Here is a 19,670-nt window from a genome sequence, read left to right on the forward strand (position 1 = left end):
GCATGAGATGGTCGCCCAATGGAGCCCACCGCGTGGCTGTTGTCCGCGCCGCCGTTCTCGACGGTCGGCTAACCGGAGCCTACCAAAGAGCAGCCGCATGACCCCCAAGTTTTGCCCACTCCCCCGCGCAGCCCTGTTGCCCATTGGGACCCCGGTTGCAACGATGGCAGATGGCAGATGGCACTGCGCTCAGCGTTGAGCAACCGCTCATCAATGGAGGAGGTGCGACAGGTGATGCGATCACCCGCAGCTTGGAGGCTGTTCCGGTGCTCGTGACTGATTTACTGGGTGGCGACTTTACCATGCCTGGTACGGCACTTGCGGCTATGGCGCCAGCCGCTCCCGTTTCTGAAAAGCTGTGGAGCGCAATGTTCGGCAATGCACCCCGCCACAGTTTGATGCAAGAATACGGTGGAGCTGATATCACTCTGACACATGATACATTCGAATTGGCTATGCTGAGTCCCGACACTGCACATGGGTCAACCGCCGGGGACGGATCTGAGCCTGCTGCTGTTGCTTCAATTGGCAAATCGTTTGAAGCAGCAGGCGGCGCGATTTTCATTGGTTTGAACCTTGGCCGCGATGACGGTTCGGTGCTGCCTGGCTTGGAAGGAACAAGTTCCACTTTTGCGGCATTGGAAGTGGGTTTTTCACAAAAGATCGGATCAGCCGGCTTCATAGAACTTGGCGGAACCTTTGGGATGTCGCCGGGTTCCACAGGCATCGGGATGTCAAACACTTCGGATGTGCGCTTCAATGCCATGCGTGTAGAGGCTGGACAAACTGGTGTGTTGCGGAAAGGGGACCGGCTGAGCCTCGGAGTATCTATGCCTATCGCTGTCACCTCCGGTAGCACTCAAATTGCGCTACCGGCTGCTCGCAGCGCAGGTGGTGTGTCTTACCAAGATTTAGGGATCAACTATGCACCGCAAGCCCGGGAAATTGATCTATCGATTACTTATGGAACACCCATGGGACAAAGCGCTGAGGTCTTTGTTGGCGCTATCCATGCGTTTAACCATGGTCATATCACCGGGCGTCAGGATACAGCAGCTATTATGGGATTCCGCGTTGCCTTTTAGTAAGAGTGGCGCGCTTACAGCTCGAAGCTGTAGTTGGCGGCTCGCTGTTCATCGACGCCTTGAGCCCGAACCGTCACCGCGACGCAATGCGGCGCGCTATGTGAATATCTAACGCGCCAAATCTATAAGACCCTCAACATCCAAATGCTCCTCTACGTGATCGGCCAGCGCATCCAGCGTCTGTTCGATTAGTGCGCTGTGCGCCAGTGTCGAGGCATTTACGCCCAATGCGGAGAGAAAGTTGGCGCGAAACGCGTCCGAGGCGAACAACCCGTGCAGATAGCTCCCGATGATGCGTCCGTCTGCACTCACAGCGCCTTCGGCCCGCCCTTCAATCCGGGCGAAAGGGCGCGCGCAATCGGGGCCGTTGCTCTGTCCGATGTGGATCTCGTAGCCCGCCACTTCCAGCCCGCTGGCGGAATGGGTCGCTTTCACGCGTGAAAGGCGCTTGTTCGGCGTCATCACGGTGGCTACATTCAACAGGCCTAGCCCAGATGTTTCGCCTGCAGGGCCTTCGATCCCATCAGGGTCACTCACGCTTTGCCCCAGCATCTGATAGCCGCCACAAATGCCCAAAACATGCCCGCCGCGCCGAACATGGGCATTCAGATCTATGTCCCAGCCCTGCGCGCGCAGAAATGCCAGATCGCCGCGAGTCGACTTTGATCCGGGAATGATCACCAGACGCGCATCACCGGGGATCGGCTGACCTGCGCGCACCATCACCAGATTGACGCCGGGTTCCGCCTTGAGCGGGTCCAGATCGTCGAAATTGGCAATCCGGCTTAAGGTCAGGCAGGCTATGGTCACGCCGTCTGTGGCAGGGCCGGAGGCCAGATCGAGCGCATCCTCAGCGGGCAGCAGATTGGCTCGTACAAACCACGGCACCACGCCGAAACCGCGCCATCCGGTAATCTGCTCGATCATGACATACCCATCGTCAAACAGACGAGGATCGCCACGAAACTTATTAATAATAAATCCTTTGATCATTGCAGCATCAGCCGGATCAATCACCGTCTGAGTGCCCACGACCTGCGCGATCACGCCGCCACGGTCGATATCGCCGGTCAGGATCACCGGCACATCGGCGGCGCGGGCAAAGCCCATATTGGCGATATCACCGGCACGCAGGTTCACCTCGGCCGGGCTGCCCGCGCCCTCCACGATAACCAGATCATAGGTGTCGCGCAGGCGGTTGAAACTGTCCAGCACCGAGGCCATCAGCTTGGGCTTCAGCGCCGCATAATCGCGCGCCCGTGCCGTGGTCAGCCTTTTGCCCTGCACGATCACCTGCGCGCCCACCTCGGACTCGGGTTTCAACAGCACCGGATTCATATCCGTGACCGGCTCCAGCCCGCAGGCCAGCGCCTGCAAGGCCTGCGCCCGTCCGATCTCGCCACCATCGGCGGTGACGGCAGCGTTGTTGGACATGTTCTGCGGCTTGAACGGCGCCACGGACAGGCCACGGCGGGCTGCTGCACGGCACACCCCCGCCACCAGCATGGATTTGCCGACATTCGAGCCGCAGCCCTGAATCATGATCGCGGGCATCGGGGATCAGAATTCCACGCCCGGCTGGGCCTTGATGCCGGAGCGGAATGGATGCTTGACCAGCGTCATCTCGGTCACCAGATCGGCGGCCTCGATCAGCGCCTCCTTGGCGTTGCGGCCAGTCAGGCAGACATGCGTCAACGGGGGTTTTTCCTCGGACAGAAAGGTCAGCACCTCGTCGATATCCAGATAGTCGTAGCGCAGCGCGATGTTAATCTCGTCCAGCAGCACAAACCGAATTTCGGGATCGCGGATCAGGGATTTGGCCTTTTCCCATCCGGCTTGGGCTGCGGCAATGTCGCGCGCCTTATCCTGCGTTTCCCATGTGAAACCTTCGCCCATCGCGTGGAACTGGCACAGCTCCGTGAACTGGCCCTCGATCAGGCGCCGCTCGCCGGTATCCCACCCACCTTTGATGAACTGCACAACGGCGCAGGGCATGCCATGCGCGATAGACCGCAGGATCATCCCGAATCCGGACGAGGATTTACCTTTGCCCGCACCTGTATGGACGATGATCAGCCCTTTCTCGCCTTCCTTAGCGGCCATCATCCGGTCGCGGGCGGCTTTCTTCTTGGCCATCTTGGAGGCATGACGCGCCAGTTCCGCCTCGGATGTGGGGGCTGGTTTGTCGGCGGAAGTGTTCTGAATATCTGACATCGTATTGTCCTTTTTCTTGACACTCGCCGCCCTTCTGTCAAATGAGGGGGATTGAGCGCTGGTGCCTGTCTTATGGCAGGCCAAAAGGGAATGCGACAGGTTTTGCGACACACCCGTGTTGCCTGACCGAAGCGCAGCCGCCCCCGCGACCGTGACCGGAAAGGTCCGCCCATGCCACTGGCCGCAAGGTTCGGGAAGGGGGGCGAACCGCTGAAGCAAGGTGCAAGCCCCGCTTCGAGATCCGCAAGCCGGGAGACCTGCCAGTGCACGAACTGAAACGCGCGGACGGGGTGTTCCGCGACCTTCGGACACAGGCGATAACGCCTGACCGTTGGCGCATGCCTCTGTTTTCCGCAGTCAAAAAAGGTGACGCGATGGGTGCTGTTCTCCATGTCTGCATGACCTGCCGCGCGGGCCAGCCGGTGCTTGAGGGCGAGGTTTGCGCCGGTGCCCGACTGTTCGAGGCGCTGTCGACTGCGCCCGCGCCCGAAGGTGTGACCATTCGCCCCGTCGAATGCTTGTCCGCCTGCGATCACGGGTGCAGCATCGCCCTGACCAAGCCCGGCGCATGGTCGTATGTCTACGGTCGTATGACCTCTGATGATACCGATGAAATCCTGCGCGGCGCGGCGCTTTATGCACAGACCGAGGACGGTATCGTGCCGTGGCGTGAACGCCCCGTGATCTTCCGCAAGCAGAGCCTTGCGCGCCTTCCCAAAATGGAGCTTTGACATGTCCGATCTGACCAAAATCCCCGTCACTGTCATCACCGGCTTTCTGGGATCGGGCAAGACCACGCTGATCCGGCATCTGATGCAGAACCCGCAGGGCAAGCGGCTGGCCATACTGGTCAACGAGTTCGGCACCGTGGGCGTGGACGGCGATATCCTCAAAGCCTGCGCGGACGAGAATTGCCCCGAAGAGAATATCGTCGAACTGGCCAATGGCTGCATCTGCTGCACTGTGGCCGATGATTTCATCCCCACGATCGAGGCGCTTCTGGCGATGCCGCAGCGGCCGGACCATATTATCATCGAAACCTCCGGTTTGGCACTGCCCAAACCACTGTTGAAGGCGTTCGACTGGCCCGCGATCCGCTCCAAGATTACCGTGGACGGCGTGATCGCGCTGGCTGATGCCGAGGCGGTGGCGGCGGGGCGTTTCGCGCCCGATGTGGCGGCGGTGGATGCACAGCGTCTTGCGGACGACTCACTGGATCACGAGACACCGCTCTCCGAGGTGTTCGAGGACCAGATCGCCTGCGCCGATGTGGTGCTGCTGTCCAAGGCTGATCTGGCGGGCGAGGCCGGTCTTGCGGCGGCGCGCAAGGTGATCGAGGCGGAAACGCCGCGCAAGCTGCCGATCATCGCCATGACCGACGGTGTGATCGATCCGCGGGTGATCATCGGCCTGAACGCGGCGGCCGAGGATGATTTGGATGCGCGCCCCAGCCATCACGACGGTCATGACGACCACGAGCACGAGGATTTCGATTCCATCGTCGTGGCGCTGGACGAGGTCGCGGATATCGACGATCTGGTCGCCCGCGTGCAGCGTTTGTCGCGCGAGCAGGATATCCTGCGGGTGAAGGGCTATATCGCGGTGACGGGCAAGCCGATGCGTCTTCTGTTGCAAGCCGTGGGGGAACGTGTGCGCCATCAGTTCGACCGTCCATGGGGAGAGACCCCGCGCCAGTCGCGTCTTGTTGTCATCGCGGAGCATGACAATATCGACGCTGCCGCGATCCACCGAGTTTTGCAGGGCTAAGGGCACATCATGCACGTCGTCTTCCGCGAATCCCATGGTCTGGAAGAGGCTGAAACCCCGTTCGATCCGGGGCAGGACCCTGCCGATCTAGTGGTGTTGTCCTTCTCGGACAGTGACCTCGGGGCGTTCGCGGCGGGCTGGCACCGTGCAGCGGGTGCCTTGCCAGCTCTTAGGCTGCAGAATATCGTTGCGCTGAAACATCCCGTCTCGGTCGATACCTATATTGAGAACACCCTTTCGGGGGCAAAGGCGATCCTGATCCGTCTGATCGGAGGGGAGGCTTACTGGCCTTACGGTCTGGCCTCCATTCAGGATCTGGCGCGCAGGCGCGGAATTGCGCTGGCAGTGCTGCCTGCGGACGGGCGGCCCGATCCGGCGCTTGATGCTTTGTCCACCCTGCCGGTTTCGACCCTGCGGCGTCTGTCGGAGTTGTGCGAGGCGGGTGGCGCTGTGGCGGCGCAGGCGGCTTTGGCGCAGTTGTGCATTGCAGCGGGACTTTATGCAGGGCCTGTGCCCGGCAACAAGCGCGTGCCCGATATGGGGTTCTATGATCCTGATCAGGGGGTGATTGCCGCGCCGCCTGCGGATGGGCCTTTCGTGCTGGTAAGCTTTTACCGCTCCTACCTGACAGCGGCGGATACATCGCCCGTGGATGTGTTGATCCGCGAATTGCGCGCCGCTGGCTTTGCGGCTTGCGGGGTCTTCGCGCCGTCGCTCAAGGCGGCGGGGTTTGCCGACTGGCTGCGCCCTTGGCTGGATCAGGCGCCGCCTGTGGCGATTGTGAATGCAACAGCGTTTTCTGCCCGCGCAGAGGATGGAACAACGCCCTTTGATATGGCGGATTGTCCGGTGTTTCAGGTGGCCTTGTCCACGGCGCGCAGGCAGGATTGGGCCTTGTCGGACCGTGGCCTGTCGCCTGCAGACCTTGCCATGCATGTGGTTCTGCCCGAGGTGGACGGGCGCATGTTTGCTGGTCTTGTATCCTTCAAATCCCCCGGCAAGCGCGATCCTGATTTGCAATTCTCGCGCTTCGCGCACCGTGCCGATGCGGCGCGGGTGGCTGTGGTGGTGGGCAAGATCAAGGCGTGGCATGATCTGGCGGTGACGGCAGCAGATAACCGGAGGCTGGCACTTGTTCTGTCCAACTATCCGGGGCGCGCACATCAGCTGGCGCATGCTGTCGGTATGGATGCGCTGGCCTCGACCGAGGCTTTGCTGGCTGATCTGGCGGCTGCGGGCTATGATGTTGCGGCGGGGACGGGGCTGGGTGCTGCGCTGATGGATGCGCGGATGGACTGGCCGTTGGCCGATTATCTGGCAGCGTTGGAGGGCTTGCCGCAAGCCTTGCGCGACGATCTGTTTGCGGCATGGGGTGGTCCTGCCGATGATCCGGCTTGCACCGGCGGGGTGTTCCGCTTTGCCGCGCTGCGCCGTGGCAATGCGCTGATCGCGCTGCAACCAGAGCGCGGCGATGTCGTCACGCGGGACGGGGATTACCACGATCTCGCGCGGGTACCGCGTCATTTCTATGTAGCGTTTTACCTTTGGCTACGGGCGCAAGCGCCGCATGCGCTGATCCATATGGGCGCGCATGGTACTCTGGAATGGCTGCCGGGCAAATCTGTTGCCCTGTCGGGCGATTGCTGGCCCGAGGCGCTGATCGGCACCTTGCCTGTCATCTATCCTTTCATCGTCAACGACCCCGGCGAGGCGGCGCAGGCCAAGCGGCGCATTGGGGCGCTGACCTTGGGCCATCTGCCGCCGCCTTTGGCGCAGACTGAAATTCCGGCAGGGATGCAGCGGCTGGAGCGGCTTCTGGATGAGTTTTCCACCGCTGACGGGCTGGACCCTGCACGGCGTGACCGTTTGATCGGGGATATTCTGGGCGAAGCGCGGGCATCAGGTGTCGAGGCTGATCTTGGCCTGCCGGAAGGCGCAAGCCCTGCCGAGGCGCTGACACGGCTGGACCGTTTTGTCTGCGATATTAAGGAAAGCCAATATGGAGAGGGGCTGCATGTTCTGGGGCGCGGCGCTTGTGGCGATGCGGAACGTGACGGGCTGATCCGCGCGCTCGCGGGCAAGCGTGTGGCGGCGGGGCCATCCGGCTCGCCCGCGCGGGGACGCTCGGACGTGCTTCCAACGGGGCGCAACCTCTATGCTGTCGATCCGCGCGCCGTGCCTTCGCGGGGGGCCCATGCCCAAGGCGTCAAGCTGGCCGAAGAGGTGTTGCGCAAGCATTTGCAGGATCACGGCGACTGGCCGCGCGGCTTGGTCATTGACCTTTGGGGCAGTGCCACGATGCGGACTGCGGGCGAGGAATTCGCGATGGCGCTGCATCTTGCGGGGCTGGCGCCTGTCTGGGATGCGGGATCAGCGCGGGTGTCGGGGGTCGAGGTGGTGCCGCTGGCGCTACTGGACCGACCGCGCATCGACGTGACATTGCGGGTGTCGGGCCTGTTCCGGGATGTGTTTCCAGGGCTGGCGACCATGTTCGAAACAGGGGCTGCGGCCTTGGCCGAACGGGACGAGGCTGATGATTTCAACCCCTACCGCGCCAAGGCAGCCCGCGTTTTCGGCCCCAAGCCCGGACAGTACGGCCTTGGAATGGGCGCTGCGATGGACGAATTCACAAAAGAGGCGCGTGCGGCTGCGGGCGAGGCATGGCTTGCCGCGTCAAGCTGGGCCATCGGTGCGGACGGGCTATCGCGTGATGATCGCGCGGGGCTTGAGGCGCGGTTGCAAGGGGCCGACAGCTTTGTGCATGCGCAAGACCTGCCGGAAAGTGATCTGCTGCTGGCGGGCGACTATGCAGCACATGAGGCTGGATTTGCCGCTGCCATGGCGCGGATCGGGGCGGCTGCGCCTGCGCTTTATCATCTGGACGCCTCGCAGCCCGACCGCCCGCGCGCGCGCGGGCTTACCGAAGAGATCGCTCGCGTGGTGCGGGCGCGGGCCAGCAATCCGGCTTGGGCTGACGGGATGATGGCGCATGGTTTCCGTGGAGCAGCCGAAATTACCGCAACGCTAGAGAACATGGCTGCTTTCGCTCATCTGGGAGGCGTCGTGCCGCCGCACTTATTTGATGCATATCACGAGGCCACTCTTGGCCGCGAGGACTTGGTGGCTTTCATGGAGCGCGAGAATCCTACCGCCTTGGCTGCAATGCGTGATGTGTTCCACAGGTTGCGCGGTGCGGGGCTATGGGTGACGCGGCGCAACTCGATTGCGGCTGCGCTGGAGGCGGATGCATGAGCGCCGCGAAGGATTTCGCCGTGATGGGCTGGTGCCCTGGAGCCTTGCGCCCGATGATGTCGGGCGACGGATTGGTGGTGCGCGTGCGGCCACGTGGTGGGCGGCTGACTCAGGCGCAGGCGGCGGGGGTCGCAGCGGCGGCGGCTGCGCATGGCAACGGGCTGATTGATCTGTCATCGCGCGGCAATGTGCAGTTGCGCGGCGTGTCCGAGGCGACGCACGGCCCGCTGATCGACGATCTTCGTGCCTTCGATCTAATAGATGCAGACGCGCAGGCCGAGGCGCGGCGCAATGTGCTGGTGACACCCTTTTCGGATGCAGGTACCGATGACCTAGCGGCAAGACTGGGGCAGGCGCTAGGCGACGCACCTGCATTGCCCGCTAAATTCGGCTTTGCGGTAGACTGCGGGCCAGCCCCTGTGATGCAGGATATTGCCGCCGATATCCGGCTAGAACGCGCGGCGGATGGCGGGCTAATCCTGCGTTGTGACGGGTCGGAGTTTGGTGCACGCGTATCCGATGCCGAAGCTCCGGCGCTGGCAATAGCCTTGGCGCAGTGGTTTGTAGATGCAGGCGGCGTGACAGATGGGCGCGGGCGGATGGCGGCACTGGCCTGGCGCGGCTTATTGCCGGCGGGCATTCTGGCAGGGACAGTGCGCCCTGCGACAGCGGCCGCATCCCCCGCACCGGGACTGGTTGCACAGGGTGCGCTGGTCGGTTTTGCCTTCGGGCAGATGCAGGCTGACACGCTGACAGCACTTGCCGCCTTGGGTGATCTGCGGGTGACGCCGTGGCGGATGCTGCTGGTCGAGGGGCTGAGGGTTTTGCCGGATATCGCGGGGCTGATCGTGACGCCGGATGATCCGTTGCGCCGCGTTATGGCTTGCACAGGCGCACCCGGATGTTTGCAGGCGCATGGTCCCGTGCGCGATCTAGCCCGCAAGCTTGCCCCGCAGTTGGCTGAGGGGCAGTTGCTTCATGTATCGGGCTGCGCCAAGGGGTGCGCTCATCCCACGCGGGCGGATGTTACTTTGGTCGCATCCCCGCAGGGCTTTGACCTGATCCAAGGGGGTTGCGCGCAGGATGCGGCTGATATCAGAGGCCTGACAACAGCCCAAGTGATTGCGAAAGGTTCGTTCTGATGCCGCATACCTATGAAACCGACGGGGCCGCAATCTATCTGCAATCCTTTGCCACGATACGCGCCGAGGCTGATCTGGCGCGATTCACACCCGAGGAAGAGATCGTTGTCGTTCGGATGATCCATGCCGCAGGTATGGTAGGGCTTGAGGCGCATGTCCGCTTTACCCCTGGTATGGCGATTGTCGCGCGCGCAGCGCTTGAGGCAGGCGCGCCAATCCTGTGCGACGCGCATATGGTCAGCGAAGGGATCACACGCACGCGGCTGCCCGCCGCCAATCAAGTGATCTGCACGCTGCGCGATCCGGCGGTGCCAACGCTGGCGGCCAAGATGGGCAATACACGCTCGGCTGCCGCGCTGGAACTGTGGCGGCCGCATCTGGCGGGGGCTGTAGTGGCCATCGGCAATGCACCGACCGCCCTTTTTCATCTGCTTAACATGCTGGAAGACCCCGATTGCCCGCGCCCTGCGGCGATTATCGGCTGTCCGGTCGGCTTTGTGGGTGCCATGGAGTCGAAAAAGGCGCTGATGGCTGCACCGCCTGTGCCATCGGTGATTGTTGCAGGGCGTCTGGGTGGCTCGGCGATTACGGTGGCCGCTGTCAATGCGCTGGCCAGCCGCAAGGAATGAACATGGACAGTCCGACAGAAAATATTGAGGGCCGCATTATCTGTGCAGGGCTTGGCCCCGGTGATCCGGAACTCATGTCAGTCAGGGCAGACCGCGCGATCCGTGCGGCGCGCCATATCGCCTTTTTTCGCAAGGCTGGTCGTCCCGGACAGGCGCGCCGGATCGTTGAGGGGATGCTGGCGGCGGATGCTGTAGAATATCCGATGGAATATCCTGTCACGACAGAACTGCCCTTTGACAGCCCCGACTATATCCGCTTGCTGGCCGCCTTCTATGACGATTGGGCGCAGCGCTTGAAAACGCTAGTGACCGACGGGGCAGATGTGGTGGTGCTCTGCGAGGGTGATCCGTTTTTCTATGGTTCGTTCATGCATCTTTACACGCGTCTGAAGGATCATGTGCCGGTTGATGTGATCCCTGCGATCCCCGGCATGGTCGGCTGCTGGAATGCCGCGGGCCAACCCATCACATGGGGCGACGATGTGCTGACCGTGCTGATGGGCACGCTACCCGAGGATGATCTGGTCCGGCATATGCAGGTGGCGGATGCGCTGGCTATCATGAAGACAGGGCGCAACCTGCCAAGGGTGCGCCGCGCTTTGGCGACAGCCGGACGGCTTGAAGATGCATGGCTGATCGAACGGGGCACAATGCCTAACCAGCGGATTGCCCGCCTCGCCGAGGTTGATGACTCCGATTGCCCTTATTTCGCGATTGTGCTGGTCCACGGGCAGGGGCGGCGGCCTGAAACGGTCGGGCCGGAATGACGGGGTGGATAACAGTTGCAGGGCTTGGACCGGGCTCTGACGCCTTGGTCACACCCGAGGTCAACGCGGCTTTGGCCGAGGCGACGGATATCGTCGGCTATATTCCCTATGTCGCACGGGTGGCCCCGCGCGAGGGGCTGACCCTGCATCCGTCAGATAACCGTGTGGAACTGGACCGCGCCGAACTGGCGCTGCGAATGGCGTCTGAAGGCCGCCACGTGGTGATCGTCTCTTCCGGTGATCCGGGGGTGTTCGCCATGGCTTCGGCCTTGTTCGAAGCTTTGGAAGGCAGGCCGGAGTATCACGCAACAGATATCCGTATCCTGCCTGGCATTACCGCGATGCTGGCAGCGGCGGCACGGGCGGGTGCGCCGTTGGGCCATGATTTTTGCGCAATCAATCTGAGCGACAATCTCAAACCCTTTGCCGAGGTGGAGCGGCGTCTGCGTCATGCGGCGCGTGGCGGCTTTGCGATGGCATTTTACAATCCGCGTTCAAAATCGCGCCCGCACCAGTTTTCCCGCGTGCTGGATATCTTGCGCGAGGAATGCGAACCGGCGCGGTTGATCCTGTTTGCCCGCGCGGTCAGCACAGCGGACGAGGCCTTGCGCACTGTGACGCTATCGGAGGCGGGGCCAGAAATGGCCGATATGAGGACCGTTGTAATCGTGGGCAATGCGGCCACGCGGAAGGTCGGGCGCTGGCTTTATACCCCGCGCTCTGTGCCCGATCCGGTGCCGGAATGAGCCAGCCACGCCAGAACCTCGTTCACGCTGCTCGCCAGATGGCGCGGGGGCAGGGCGGGCCGGTCGATCATGATGACCGGCAGATGAAGCACCCGCGCAGCTCCCAGCTTGGCCGCAGCGCCAGTGCCACCTGCATTCTTGGCGACGATGTGGGTGATCGCATGGTCACGCATCAACACCGTATCGCCCGCCACGTCAAAGGGTCCGCGCGCGATGATCGTGCTGGCCTGACGCAGCGGTACCGGGCCGGGATCGACAAGGCGCAACAGGTAGTGATGCTGCGGCTTGCTGGCAAAAGCGGAAAGGTTCTGTTTGCCGATGGCCAGAAAGACACGCGCAGGCTGGTCGGGCAGGGCGGTCACGCTGGCATCGATATCCGGCACATGGGTCCAGTTGTCGCCCGCTTCCGCCTGCCACGCAGGACGCTCCAGCCCAATCATCGAAGTGCCTGTCAGGTTGCAGGCCTGCACGGCATTGCGGCTCATCTGGGCTGCGAAAGGGTGGGTGGCATCGATGACATGGGTGATGGACTTGTCGTGCAGATAGCGCACCAGACCATCAACGCCGCCAAAGCCGCCGATCCTTGTCGGCAATGGCTGCGACACGGGCGCGTCGGTGCGCCCCGCATAGGAGAACACCGCATCCGCGCCTCCGTCCGCCAGTCGTTGCGCCAGATGGCAAGCCTCGGTCGTGCCGCCGAGCAGAAGGATGCGTGTCATGGCTGAGCCCTGGTTGTCGGTCATCGGTATGGGCGAGGATGGACTGACAGGGCTGTCAGGTGCAAGCCGTGCCGCGCTGGACCGTGCGGAAATCGTCTTTGGCGGGCCGCGCCATCTGGAACTGGCGCAGGTCGGGGCGAAGGGGCAGGCATGGCCGGTGCCCTTTGATCTGGCGCCTTTGCTAGCCTTGCGCGGGCGTGCTGTCGCCATGCTGGTGTCGGGCGATCCTTTCTGGTTCGGCGCTGGCGGATCGGTTGCGGCGCATCTGGCGCCTGATGAATGGCACACCTTTCCGGTGGCGGGGACGTTCTCGCTGGTGGCAGGGCGTTTAGGCTGGCGGCTTGAGGATGTGATCTGTCTTGGCTTGCATGCAGCGCCCTATGCGCGGCTTCGGCCGGTTCTGGCGCGTGGTGTGCGGGTGATCTGCACCCTGCGCGACGCGGCGGCGGTGACGGGGCTGCAAATCTGGCTGCGCGACAACGGCTTTGTTGCGACACGGATGACTGTCTGCGAGGCTTTGGGTGGCCCGCGTGAACGGATACGCCAGGGCGCAGCCTGGGATGATGTCATTGCCCCTGTTGCCGTGGCGCTGGACGGGGCCGATCTGCCCCGTGACGCAGGACTGCCGCGCGCATCGGGGCTGCCGGATGATCTGTTCGCGCATGACGGTCAAATCACCAAGCGGCCGGTGCGCGCGTTGACCCTGTCGGCGCTGGCGCCGCGCCCCGGATTGCTGCTGTGGGATATCGGCGGCGGATCTGGCTCGGTCTCGGTCGAATGGTGTCTGGCGGGGGGGCAGGCCTGCACGGTCGAGGCCAAGCCTACGCGGGTCGCCAATATCCGTGCCAATGCAGATGGTTTTGGTGTGTCGCAGCGGATTCAGCTGGTCGAGGGCCGCGCGCCCGAAGCCCTGCGTGACCTGCCTGCACCGGATGCGGTTTTCGTGGGCGGCGGTGGCGATGCGGCACTATATGCAGCCCTTTGGCCGCTTCTGCCTGCCGGCTGCCGCCTTGTTGCAAACGGGGTCACCCTTGAGACCGAGGCGCAGCTTGCCGCTTGCCATGCGCGGTATGGCGGGCATCTGCTGCGTGCCTATATGGCCGAGGCTACCGCCTTGGGCGGGTTTCGCGGCTGGTCTGCTGCGCGTCCCGTTGTGCAGTGGAGTGTGGTAAAATGAGGGTTGCGGGCCTTGGTTTTCGTGAAGGTGCCACGATAGAAAGCCTGCGTGACCTGCTGGCGCAGGTCGAGCTGCTAGGCGGGCCTGTCACGGCGTTGGCGACACTGACTGCCAAGGCCTGCGCGCCTGCATTGCGAACGCTGGCGGCGGAACGCGGCTTGTCGGTGCATGCGGTTACGGTTCATGGGGTGGCGACGCCCACGCAATCGGCGCGGATCATGGCGCTGCATGGCACGGGTTCGGTGGCCGAAGCGGCGGCGCTAGCCGGGGCAGGCACTGGCGCGCGTCTTGTCGTGGCGCGGATGGCGTCGGTGGATGGTATGGCGACCTGCGCTGTGGCGATAGGTGAAGGAGAGGTAGAATGACGGTTCATTTCATCGGCGCAGGCCCCGGAGCGCCTGATCTGATCACCCTGCGCGGGCGCGATCTGATCGCGGCCTGTCCGGTCTGCCTTTATGCGGGCAGTCTGGTGCCCGAAGCGCTGCTGTCGCACTGCCCTGCCGGTGCGCGGGTCGTGAATACCGCGTCGCTGTCGCTGGACGAGATCATGGACGAGATACAAGCCGCCGATGCAGCGGGCCGAGACGTGGCGCGGCTGCATTCTGGCGACCTGTCGGTCTGGTCGGCGATGGGCGAACAGTTGCGCCGGTTGCGCGCGCTGGGAATTGCCTATGACGTGACGCCTGGTGTGCCTTCCTTCGCTGCGGCAGCGGCGGTGCTGGGGGCGGAACTGACCCTGCCGGGTGTCGCGCAATCGGTGATCCTGACACGCACATCGGGCCGTGCCACGGCGATGCCGGATGGTGAGAGCCTCGAAAATTTTGCCCGCACGGGCGCGACACTGGCCCTGCATCTGTCAGTGCATCTGCTGGAAGAAGTGACCGCGCGGCTTAACCCCTATTACGGCGCGGATTGCCCCGTTGCTGTGGTGTTCCGCGCAAGCTGGCCAGACCAGCGGGTGATCCGCGCGACGCTGGCCACGCTGGATCCTGCCATCGGCGTGGGCGAGCGGACGGCACTGATCCTTGTGGGCCACGCGATCGGGTCCGAGGATTTCGACGAAAGCCGCCTTTATGCGGGTGATTATGACCGGCGCTACCGCCCCGTCGGCACCAATCCGCGTTTTCCGGACAGCGTATGATTCCCGGCCTTTTGATATCTGCGCCCGCGTCAGGCACTGGCAAGACCACGGTAACGCTGGGTCTGCTGGCGGCGTTCCGTGCGCAGGGTCTGACCGTGCAGCCTTTCAAAAGCGGTCCCGATTACATTGATCCCGCGTTTCATGCGGCGGCGGCAGGGCGGGTATCGTTCAATCTGGACAGTTGGGCGATGAACGCTGCGCGTCTTCAAAACCTTGCCGTGCGGGCGCAAGGGGCCGATTTGGTTATCGCGGAAGGCTCGATGGGACTGTTTGACGGGGTGGCGCAAGCTGGCGAGGCGGGCAATGGCGCCAGCGCCGATGTGGCGGCGATGATGGGCTGGCCGGTGATTGTGGTGCTGGATGTATCCGGTCAGGCGCAGACAGCGGCAGCGGTCGCTTATGGTATGGCGCAGTTCCGCAAGGGGCTGAACCTGGCAGGCGTGATTCTGAACAAAGTCGCATCGCCGCGCCACGAAGCGCTGATCCGCGTCGGTATGGAGGCGGCGGGCCTGCGCGTTCTGGGTGCATTGCCTCGCAATCCCCAGATTGCCCTTCCAGAACGGCATCTGGGATTGGTGCAGGCTGAGGAATTGCCACGGCTTGAGGCCATTCTTGCCGAGACGGCGGCTTTTGTGACCGCACATTGCGATCTTGACGTGATACGCGCGGTTGCGGCTATGACGAAAGGGCAGGTGGCGCAGGTCACAGCCACCCCTGCACCGGGCGAGCGGATCGCACTGGCGCGGGACAAGGCGTTTTCTTTTATCTATCCGCACCTTCTGGCCGATTGGCACGCGCAGGGTGCGACGATCCTGCCATTCTCCCCGCTGGCGGATGAGGCGCCCGATCCTTCTGCCACCGTCTGCTGGCTGCCGGGCGGCTATCCCGAATTGCATGCAGGGCAACTGGCCGATTGCGAGGGGTTCCGCGCGGGGATCGTTGCATTCGCACAAACACGTCCGGTGCACGGGGAATGCGGGGGCTACATGGCGCTGGGGCAAGGGCTGGTGGCCGCAGATGGCACGCGTTACCGGATGGCGGGGCTATTAGGCTTGGAAACCAGCTTTGCCAAGCGGCGCATGCATCTGGGCTACCGTCTTGCGCGGCCCCAACGCCCTTTGCCGGGAATGGATCAGGCGCAGGGCTTGCGCGGGCATGAATTCCACTATGCTACGATCCTGTCACAGCCTGATGCGCCCTTGGCCCATGTAACTGATGCGAACGGGCAAGATGTTGCCGAAACGGGATCTTACCGCGATGGTGCTAGCGGCGGGCGCGTCAGCGGCACGTTCTTTCATCTAATCGCGGAATCAAGTCTTACGGATGGACCTCAAACATGACCGGCTTTGTCTCTTTCGTGTCTTCGGGCCCGGGTGATCCGGAACTTCTGACCCTCAAGGCGGTGAACCGTCTTGGCGGGGCCGATATCATACTGTTCGACGATCTGTCCTCGGGGCCGATCCTGGCCCATGCTGGGCCGCAATCCGATCTGCTCGCTGTTGGCAAGCGGGCAGGTCGCCCATCGCCCAAACAGGACCATGTCAGCCGCCTGCTGGTGGATCACGCCATGACTGGCGCAAAGGTGGTGCGGCTAAAATCCGGTGACAGCGGCATCTTCGGTCGGCTTGAAGAAGAGATCGCAGCCCTGATGGCTGCTGGTATCCCCTATGAGATCATCCCCGGCGTGCCCTCGGCCTGTGCTGCTGCGGCGGCGGCGGGCATTCCGCTGACGCGGCGCCTGACCGCGCGGCGGGTGCAATTCATCACGGGCGCGGATGTAACCGGCCAATTGCCTGAAGGATTGAACTGGGCGGCACTGGCCGATCCGCTGGCGACAACTGTGGTTTTCATGGGCAAACGGACCTTTCCGGCGCTGGTCGCCGATCTGGTGGCCCATGGTCTGCCCGCATCCACGCCCTCACTACTGGCCGAAGCGGTCGGCCATCCGCATCAGCGTTTGCAGCGCAGCACGATTGCGGAATTGGCCGATAGTCTTGCAGAGGCGCGCAGCGATCATCCGGCGCTGATCCTTTATGGTCCGCTGGCCGAATTCTGAACACAAGGTATTTTCAGGCGTCGATCTGTCGTAAGCAGGCTTGACCGAGGAATTAGTTAGGCGCACAACAAAAGCTGCAAAGGTGCTCCGAACCGGAAAGGCAAGGGGCTGAAACGGGAATGGGGAAGGGCGGACCAAATCGCGGCGCCCCCACCCCAGCCGCCCCCGCGACTGTCAGCGGAGAGCGGCCATCCAAAATGCCACTGGCCACTCACCGGGCCGGGAAGGTGGATGGTCGTGTCGACCCGCAAGCCAGGAGACCGGCCTTGCCAAATGTAACCCATCCGCCGTCGGGTGTGACGGCAAGGAGACCACTATGCATATCGAACCGGGCCTCGTTGACGGGGCAAAAATCACTCTCAGCTACGCGACCGCCGCTGCCGCCGGTGCCACTGGCCTGTGGTACGCGCGCCACGCCATTATGGAGCGCGGCTCTGTTTCGCTGGCGATCCGCAGCTTGCTTGCCGCCGTTCTGACCTTCGTGTTTTTCGAGGTTCTACCGACCTTCCCCGTTGGCGTATCAGAGGTGCATTTCATCCTTGGTTCGACCCTTTTCCTGATCCTTGGCGCGGGGCCGTCAGCCATCGGTCTGGCACTGGGTCTGCTAATCCAAGGCATGTTCTTCTCGCCCTCCGACCTGCCGCAATTCGCAATGAACATCACCACGCTGCTGGTGCCGCTCTTCGCGCTAACCGCTATGGCGCGCCGGATTATCGCGCCGGACACCGCCTATGTTGACCTGAAATACAGCCAGGTTCTGGCACTGTCGGTCTGCTATCAGGGCGGCGTTGTAGCATGGGTGGCTTTCTGGGCGATCTACGGCATGGGCAGCGAAGCGCTGGCGCCGGTTGGTACCTTCGCGATTGCCTATATGGCTGTCATCATCCTCGAGCCGTTGGCCGATCTGGCCGTGCTCGCGGGTGCGAAAGCTCTGCGTGGCAAGACACCGTCCGCACTGGTCACACCGCGCCTTTACAGCGCGTCCTGATCTGACAAAACTGTCGAACATGGCGCGGTCCCTGATAGGGTCGCGCCTTTTTGCGACGAGGCGACGATGATCACCGTATCCCTGATCGGTATCGGTACCGGCAATCCCGATCACGTCACAGCACAAGCGGTGAGGGCCATGAACTTGGCGGATCTGATCCTCATTCCGCTCAAAGGCGATGACAAGGCGGATCTTGCCGGTCTGCGTCAGGCGATCTGCGAAAGCTGCGTCACGAATCCCGCGACGCGAATCGAAGGGTTTGATCTGCCCGTGCGCGACCGGGCCACGCCCGATTATCTGACACGCGTGAACGACTGGCATGATGCGATTGCGGCCGTCTGGCGCGACCGGATCAACGCGCATCTGGAGCAGGGCGGCGGGCCGCGTGTCGCACTTCTGGTCTGGGGTGATCCCTCGCTCTATGACAGTACACTGCGGATCGCGGCACGTGTGGGCCGCGATATACCCATAATGCTAGATGTTATTCCCGGGCTGACCTCAATCCAGGTGCTTTGTGCCGCACATGCGATCCCGTTAAACGAACTGGGCGCGTCCGTAATGATCACGACAGGGCGGCAGCTGCGAGACGGTGGCTGGCCAGACGGGCCTGGCACGGTTGTGGTCATGCTCGATGCAGGCGGTGCCTTCACGTCGCTGTATATGCCACACTACCATATCTGGTGGGGCGCTTACGTCGGCATGCAGAACGAGATCTGTATTGAAGGACCGCTTGCCGATGTGGCAGAGCAGATCCAGACGGTGCGCGCGCAGGCCAAAGCTGCGCATGGTTGGATCATGGACATTTACATCCTGCGCCGGATCCCTACGACGCCAGTATAAGGAAGGTTGCGATGACTCCCGCCGCTGGCGTCGCTGGATCTGCTACAATCTGCAAGCACCCATACGGCTGCCAGTTTTCGCCGCTCAACGCGCTGAGCAGATCCGCAAGATCTTTCAGCCAGGCCGCTTACTATGATCCCACCTTCTTTGACCAACGACCCGAACGGTTGATAAAATATACATAATAAACCTTATGCGTATCCTTAATATGTAGCGGTGGATTCACATCCGAAGTGCAAATTCTGTATCAAAACAGAATGTTGCATGGAGGATGTCGAATGGGACGCTGCTACCCTCACATGAGTTTGGAAGAGCGCCGGAAGCTTGCCAAGTGGCGTGAAGCCAAATTGCCGGTTCCAGAGATGGCGGATCGGCTGGGTCGTGCTCCGTCCACGGTCTATCGCGAACTGAAGCGCGCGGATCGCGTCTTGGCATCGATGAAGTAAAAATTAGCATGAGCAGCGCGGGAACGCTCTGGAGCAACAAGAGCCTCTCGAGCATGCCGAACACAGCCCGGAAAGTCATTTTGATATAACAGGACCAGGCTCCAGAAATCTCGCCAGCAGTCGCGCCACAACTGGTTTCGAAGTTTGCGTAGCTACCGGATAAGAACAGAGCCGCCGATCTAAGACTGTGATCGATACACGAGGTCGGCTGCAACCATCGTCGCGGTCGTCTTCGGGCGTCACCATACCATTAAACGGTTGCGGTCGTTTCATCACTAGCAGAGGCCCTGCCTTGATCTCTTTTGCCAAGCGGCACGCGCCCTCTCCTATTGCAGGATTCACCAGGTTCTCGCGAGCGGGTCGATGTAAGTTGGCACCCTTTCACATCCGGACAGTGCGCGCCGATCAACAATCCGGCCGATAGCCTTCAATCCGACAGACATCGGACGGGCAGGGGCCTTCGTCATGTTTGACCGCTACGGCGCGTTGGCAGTCTCTCGCGGCTACGACCACCTGACCTCGGACGAGTCCATTGAAGACGGCAACACCGCCTATGAGTACACCTACACTGAAACCGTGCGGCGGTTCGGATGACACATGGAAGGGCTCAACCCATCTCTTGCAGAATATCCAGAATGTATGTATATTCTGGACAAATGGAGACCCTGATCATGCATGAGCTTCCCGAGTTCAAGGCGGCC

Annotated in this window: 19 protein-coding genes, 1 pseudogene and 2 riboswitches; of the genes and pseudogenes, 17 read left to right on the top strand and 3 right to left on the bottom strand. The window is 62.5% G+C overall.

The genetic code is table 11. The features are described 5' to 3' along the window. The first annotated feature begins 170 nt into the window (after nucleotides 1-170). The gene (locus PVW27_RS20030; protein ID WP_045685460.1) at nucleotides 171-1,085 is read left to right on the top strand and encodes a hypothetical protein; all 915 of its coding nucleotides are present in this window, start codon (nucleotides 171-173) and stop codon (nucleotides 1,083-1,085) included. A gap of 108 nt (nucleotides 1,086-1,193) precedes the next feature. Here the strand turns inward: PVW27_RS20030 and PVW27_RS20035 are convergent, their stop codons facing one another. Together PVW27_RS20035 and cobO are read right to left on the bottom strand one after the other, a co-directional pair. Then, nucleotides 1,194-2,639 carry a cobyric acid synthase gene (locus tag PVW27_RS20035; RefSeq protein ID WP_045685457.1) on the bottom strand — a complete coding sequence of 482 codons (1,446 nt, stop codon included), beginning with the start codon at nucleotides 2,637-2,639 and terminating at the stop codon, nucleotides 1,194-1,196. Between the two features lie 6 nt (nucleotides 2,640-2,645). Further along, the gene (gene cobO / locus PVW27_RS20040) at nucleotides 2,646-3,299 is read right to left on the bottom strand and encodes a cob(I)yrinic acid a,c-diamide adenosyltransferase (protein ID WP_274560780.1); all 654 of its coding nucleotides are present in this window, start codon (nucleotides 3,297-3,299) and stop codon (nucleotides 2,646-2,648) included. A gap of 42 nt (nucleotides 3,300-3,341) precedes the next feature. Continuing rightward, a riboswitch (cobalamin riboswitch) is annotated at nucleotides 3,342-3,578 on the top strand. Between the two features lie 95 nt (nucleotides 3,579-3,673). On the opposite strand from cobO, the gene PVW27_RS20045 reads away from it, so the two are divergent. From PVW27_RS20045 to cobJ, 7 genes are read left to right on the top strand one after another with little or no spacing between them, the layout of a single operon-like run. Then, nucleotides 3,674-4,030, top strand: coding sequence for a DUF1636 family protein (locus PVW27_RS20045; RefSeq protein ID WP_045685507.1), 357 nt, complete (start codon nucleotides 3,674-3,676; stop codon nucleotides 4,028-4,030). Between the two features lies 1 nt (nucleotide 4,031). Then, nucleotides 4,032-5,066, top strand: coding sequence for a cobalamin biosynthesis protein CobW (cobW, locus tag PVW27_RS20050; RefSeq protein ID WP_045685454.1), 1,035 nt, complete (start codon nucleotides 4,032-4,034; stop codon nucleotides 5,064-5,066). A 9-nt stretch (nucleotides 5,067-5,075) separates the two neighbouring features. Then, nucleotides 5,076-8,318 carry a cobaltochelatase subunit CobN gene (gene cobN, locus PVW27_RS20055; RefSeq protein WP_045685452.1) on the top strand — a complete coding sequence of 1,081 codons (3,243 nt, stop codon included), beginning with the start codon at nucleotides 5,076-5,078 and terminating at the stop codon, nucleotides 8,316-8,318. Then, on the top strand, nucleotides 8,315-9,460 hold the full coding sequence (cobG, locus tag PVW27_RS20060) for a precorrin-3B synthase (RefSeq protein WP_045685450.1): 1,146 nt from the start codon (nucleotides 8,315-8,317) through the stop codon (nucleotides 9,458-9,460). Before cobN ends, cobG begins: the two co-directional genes overlap by 4 nt. Next, the gene (locus tag PVW27_RS20065; RefSeq protein WP_045685447.1) at nucleotides 9,460-10,089 is read left to right on the top strand and encodes a precorrin-8X methylmutase; all 630 of its coding nucleotides are present in this window, start codon (nucleotides 9,460-9,462) and stop codon (nucleotides 10,087-10,089) included. The genes cobG and PVW27_RS20065 overlap by 1 nt, the downstream gene beginning before the upstream one ends. A 2-nt stretch (nucleotides 10,090-10,091) precedes the next feature. Further along, nucleotides 10,092-10,856 (top strand): precorrin-2 C(20)-methyltransferase, encoded by a 765-nt coding sequence (locus PVW27_RS20070; protein ID WP_045685444.1) that lies wholly within the window; start codon nucleotides 10,092-10,094, stop codon nucleotides 10,854-10,856. Continuing rightward, nucleotides 10,853-11,602, top strand: a complete 750-nt coding sequence (cobJ, locus tag PVW27_RS20075) for a precorrin-3B C(17)-methyltransferase (protein ID WP_045685441.1) — start codon at nucleotides 10,853-10,855, stop codon at nucleotides 11,600-11,602. The genes PVW27_RS20070 and cobJ overlap by 4 nt, the downstream gene beginning before the upstream one ends. On the opposite strand, the gene PVW27_RS20080 is transcribed toward cobJ, so the two are convergent. Continuing rightward, entirely contained in the window at nucleotides 11,563-12,321 is a 759-nt protein-coding gene (locus PVW27_RS20080) for a cobalt-precorrin-6A reductase (protein WP_045685505.1), read from the bottom strand. The genes cobJ and PVW27_RS20080 overlap by 40 nt on opposite strands. On the opposite strand from PVW27_RS20080, the gene PVW27_RS20085 reads away from it, so the two are divergent. From PVW27_RS20085 to PVW27_RS20125, 9 genes and pseudogenes are all read left to right on the top strand, one after another. Next, nucleotides 12,320-13,498 carry a bifunctional cobalt-precorrin-7 (C(5))-methyltransferase/cobalt-precorrin-6B (C(15))-methyltransferase gene (locus PVW27_RS20085; protein WP_045685438.1) on the top strand — a complete coding sequence of 393 codons (1,179 nt, stop codon included), beginning with the start codon at nucleotides 12,320-12,322 and terminating at the stop codon, nucleotides 13,496-13,498. The genes PVW27_RS20080 and PVW27_RS20085 overlap by 2 nt on opposite strands. Further along, a complete protein-coding gene (locus PVW27_RS20090) occupies nucleotides 13,495-13,863 on the top strand; it encodes a cobalamin biosynthesis protein (protein ID WP_045685435.1) in 369 nt (122 codons plus the stop codon). Before PVW27_RS20085 ends, PVW27_RS20090 begins: the two co-directional genes overlap by 4 nt. Beyond that, nucleotides 13,860-14,639 carry a precorrin-4 C(11)-methyltransferase gene (gene cobM / locus PVW27_RS20095; RefSeq protein ID WP_045685432.1) on the top strand — a complete coding sequence of 260 codons (780 nt, stop codon included), beginning with the start codon at nucleotides 13,860-13,862 and terminating at the stop codon, nucleotides 14,637-14,639. Before PVW27_RS20090 ends, cobM begins: the two co-directional genes overlap by 4 nt. Then, nucleotides 14,636-15,979, top strand: coding sequence for a cobyrinate a,c-diamide synthase (locus PVW27_RS20100; protein ID WP_274560798.1), 1,344 nt, complete (start codon nucleotides 14,636-14,638; stop codon nucleotides 15,977-15,979). The genes cobM and PVW27_RS20100 overlap by 4 nt, the downstream gene beginning before the upstream one ends. Then, nucleotides 15,976-16,695 (top strand): uroporphyrinogen-III C-methyltransferase, encoded by a 720-nt coding sequence (gene cobA / locus PVW27_RS20105; protein WP_045685429.1) that lies wholly within the window; start codon nucleotides 15,976-15,978, stop codon nucleotides 16,693-16,695. The genes PVW27_RS20100 and cobA overlap by 4 nt, the downstream gene beginning before the upstream one ends. Before the next feature lie 63 nt (nucleotides 16,696-16,758). Then, nucleotides 16,759-16,978, top strand: a riboswitch (cobalamin riboswitch). 33 nt (nucleotides 16,979-17,011) lie between these two features. Continuing rightward, nucleotides 17,012-17,683, top strand: coding sequence for an energy-coupling factor ABC transporter permease (locus PVW27_RS20110; RefSeq protein ID WP_045685426.1), 672 nt, complete (start codon nucleotides 17,012-17,014; stop codon nucleotides 17,681-17,683). A 66-nt stretch (nucleotides 17,684-17,749) separates the two neighbouring features. After that, on the top strand, nucleotides 17,750-18,523 hold the full coding sequence (gene cobF / locus PVW27_RS20115; protein ID WP_045685423.1) for a precorrin-6A synthase (deacetylating): 774 nt from the start codon (nucleotides 17,750-17,752) through the stop codon (nucleotides 18,521-18,523). Between the two features lie 278 nt (nucleotides 18,524-18,801). After that, nucleotides 18,802-18,939: pseudogene (locus PVW27_RS20120) on the top strand (helix-turn-helix domain-containing protein); the annotation flags it as partial. Nucleotides 18,940-19,434: 495 nt separating this feature from the next. Then, a complete protein-coding gene (locus PVW27_RS20125) occupies nucleotides 19,435-19,563 on the top strand; it encodes a hypothetical protein (RefSeq protein WP_274560804.1) in 129 nt (42 codons plus the stop codon). Nucleotides 19,564-19,670: the final 107 nt, after the last annotated feature.

This window comes from Seohaeicola sp. 4SK31, from assembly GCF_028802875.1.
Lineage (GTDB): Bacteria > Pseudomonadota > Alphaproteobacteria > Rhodobacterales > Rhodobacteraceae > Seohaeicola.

What these genes read in the sequence shown, in the direction of transcription:
- PVW27_RS20070 (WP_045685444.1), top strand. Translation starts at nt 10,092, where the DNA reads ATGGACAGTCCGACAGAAAATATTGAGGGCCGCATTATCTGTGCAGGG.
- cobG (WP_045685450.1), top strand. Translation starts at nt 8,315, where the DNA reads ATGAGCGCCGCGAAGGATTTCGCCGTGATGGGCTGGTGCCCTGGAGCC.
- PVW27_RS20110 (WP_045685426.1), top strand. Translation starts at nt 17,012, where the DNA reads ATGCATATCGAACCGGGCCTCGTTGACGGGGCAAAAATCACTCTCAGC.
- PVW27_RS20090 (WP_045685435.1), top strand. Translation starts at nt 13,495, where the DNA reads ATGAGGGTTGCGGGCCTTGGTTTTCGTGAAGGTGCCACGATAGAAAGC.
- PVW27_RS20125 (WP_274560804.1), top strand. Translation starts at nt 19,435, where the DNA reads ATGTTTGACCGCTACGGCGCGTTGGCAGTCTCTCGCGGCTACGACCAC.
- PVW27_RS20035 (WP_045685457.1), bottom strand. Translation starts at nt 2,639, where the DNA reads ATGCCCGCGATCATGATTCAGGGCTGCGGCTCGAATGTCGGCAAATCC.
- PVW27_RS20030 (WP_045685460.1), top strand. Translation starts at nt 171, where the DNA reads ATGGCAGATGGCACTGCGCTCAGCGTTGAGCAACCGCTCATCAATGGA.
- cobA (WP_045685429.1), top strand. Translation starts at nt 15,976, where the DNA reads ATGACCGGCTTTGTCTCTTTCGTGTCTTCGGGCCCGGGTGATCCGGAA.
- PVW27_RS20080 (WP_045685505.1), bottom strand. Translation starts at nt 12,321, where the DNA reads ATGACACGCATCCTTCTGCTCGGCGGCACGACCGAGGCTTGCCATCTG.
- cobN (WP_045685452.1), top strand. Translation starts at nt 5,076, where the DNA reads ATGCACGTCGTCTTCCGCGAATCCCATGGTCTGGAAGAGGCTGAAACC.
- cobJ (WP_045685441.1), top strand. Translation starts at nt 10,853, where the DNA reads ATGACGGGGTGGATAACAGTTGCAGGGCTTGGACCGGGCTCTGACGCC.
- cobF (WP_045685423.1), top strand. Translation starts at nt 17,750, where the DNA reads ATGATCACCGTATCCCTGATCGGTATCGGTACCGGCAATCCCGATCAC.
- PVW27_RS20045 (WP_045685507.1), top strand. Translation starts at nt 3,674, where the DNA reads ATGGGTGCTGTTCTCCATGTCTGCATGACCTGCCGCGCGGGCCAGCCG.
- cobO (WP_274560780.1), bottom strand. Translation starts at nt 3,299, where the DNA reads ATGTCAGATATTCAGAACACTTCCGCCGACAAACCAGCCCCCACATCC.
- PVW27_RS20065 (WP_045685447.1), top strand. Translation starts at nt 9,460, where the DNA reads ATGCCGCATACCTATGAAACCGACGGGGCCGCAATCTATCTGCAATCC.
- PVW27_RS20085 (WP_045685438.1), top strand. Translation starts at nt 12,320, where the DNA reads ATGGCTGAGCCCTGGTTGTCGGTCATCGGTATGGGCGAGGATGGACTG.
- cobW (WP_045685454.1), top strand. Translation starts at nt 4,032, where the DNA reads ATGTCCGATCTGACCAAAATCCCCGTCACTGTCATCACCGGCTTTCTG.
- cobM (WP_045685432.1), top strand. Translation starts at nt 13,860, where the DNA reads ATGACGGTTCATTTCATCGGCGCAGGCCCCGGAGCGCCTGATCTGATC.
- PVW27_RS20100 (WP_274560798.1), top strand. Translation starts at nt 14,636, where the DNA reads ATGATTCCCGGCCTTTTGATATCTGCGCCCGCGTCAGGCACTGGCAAG.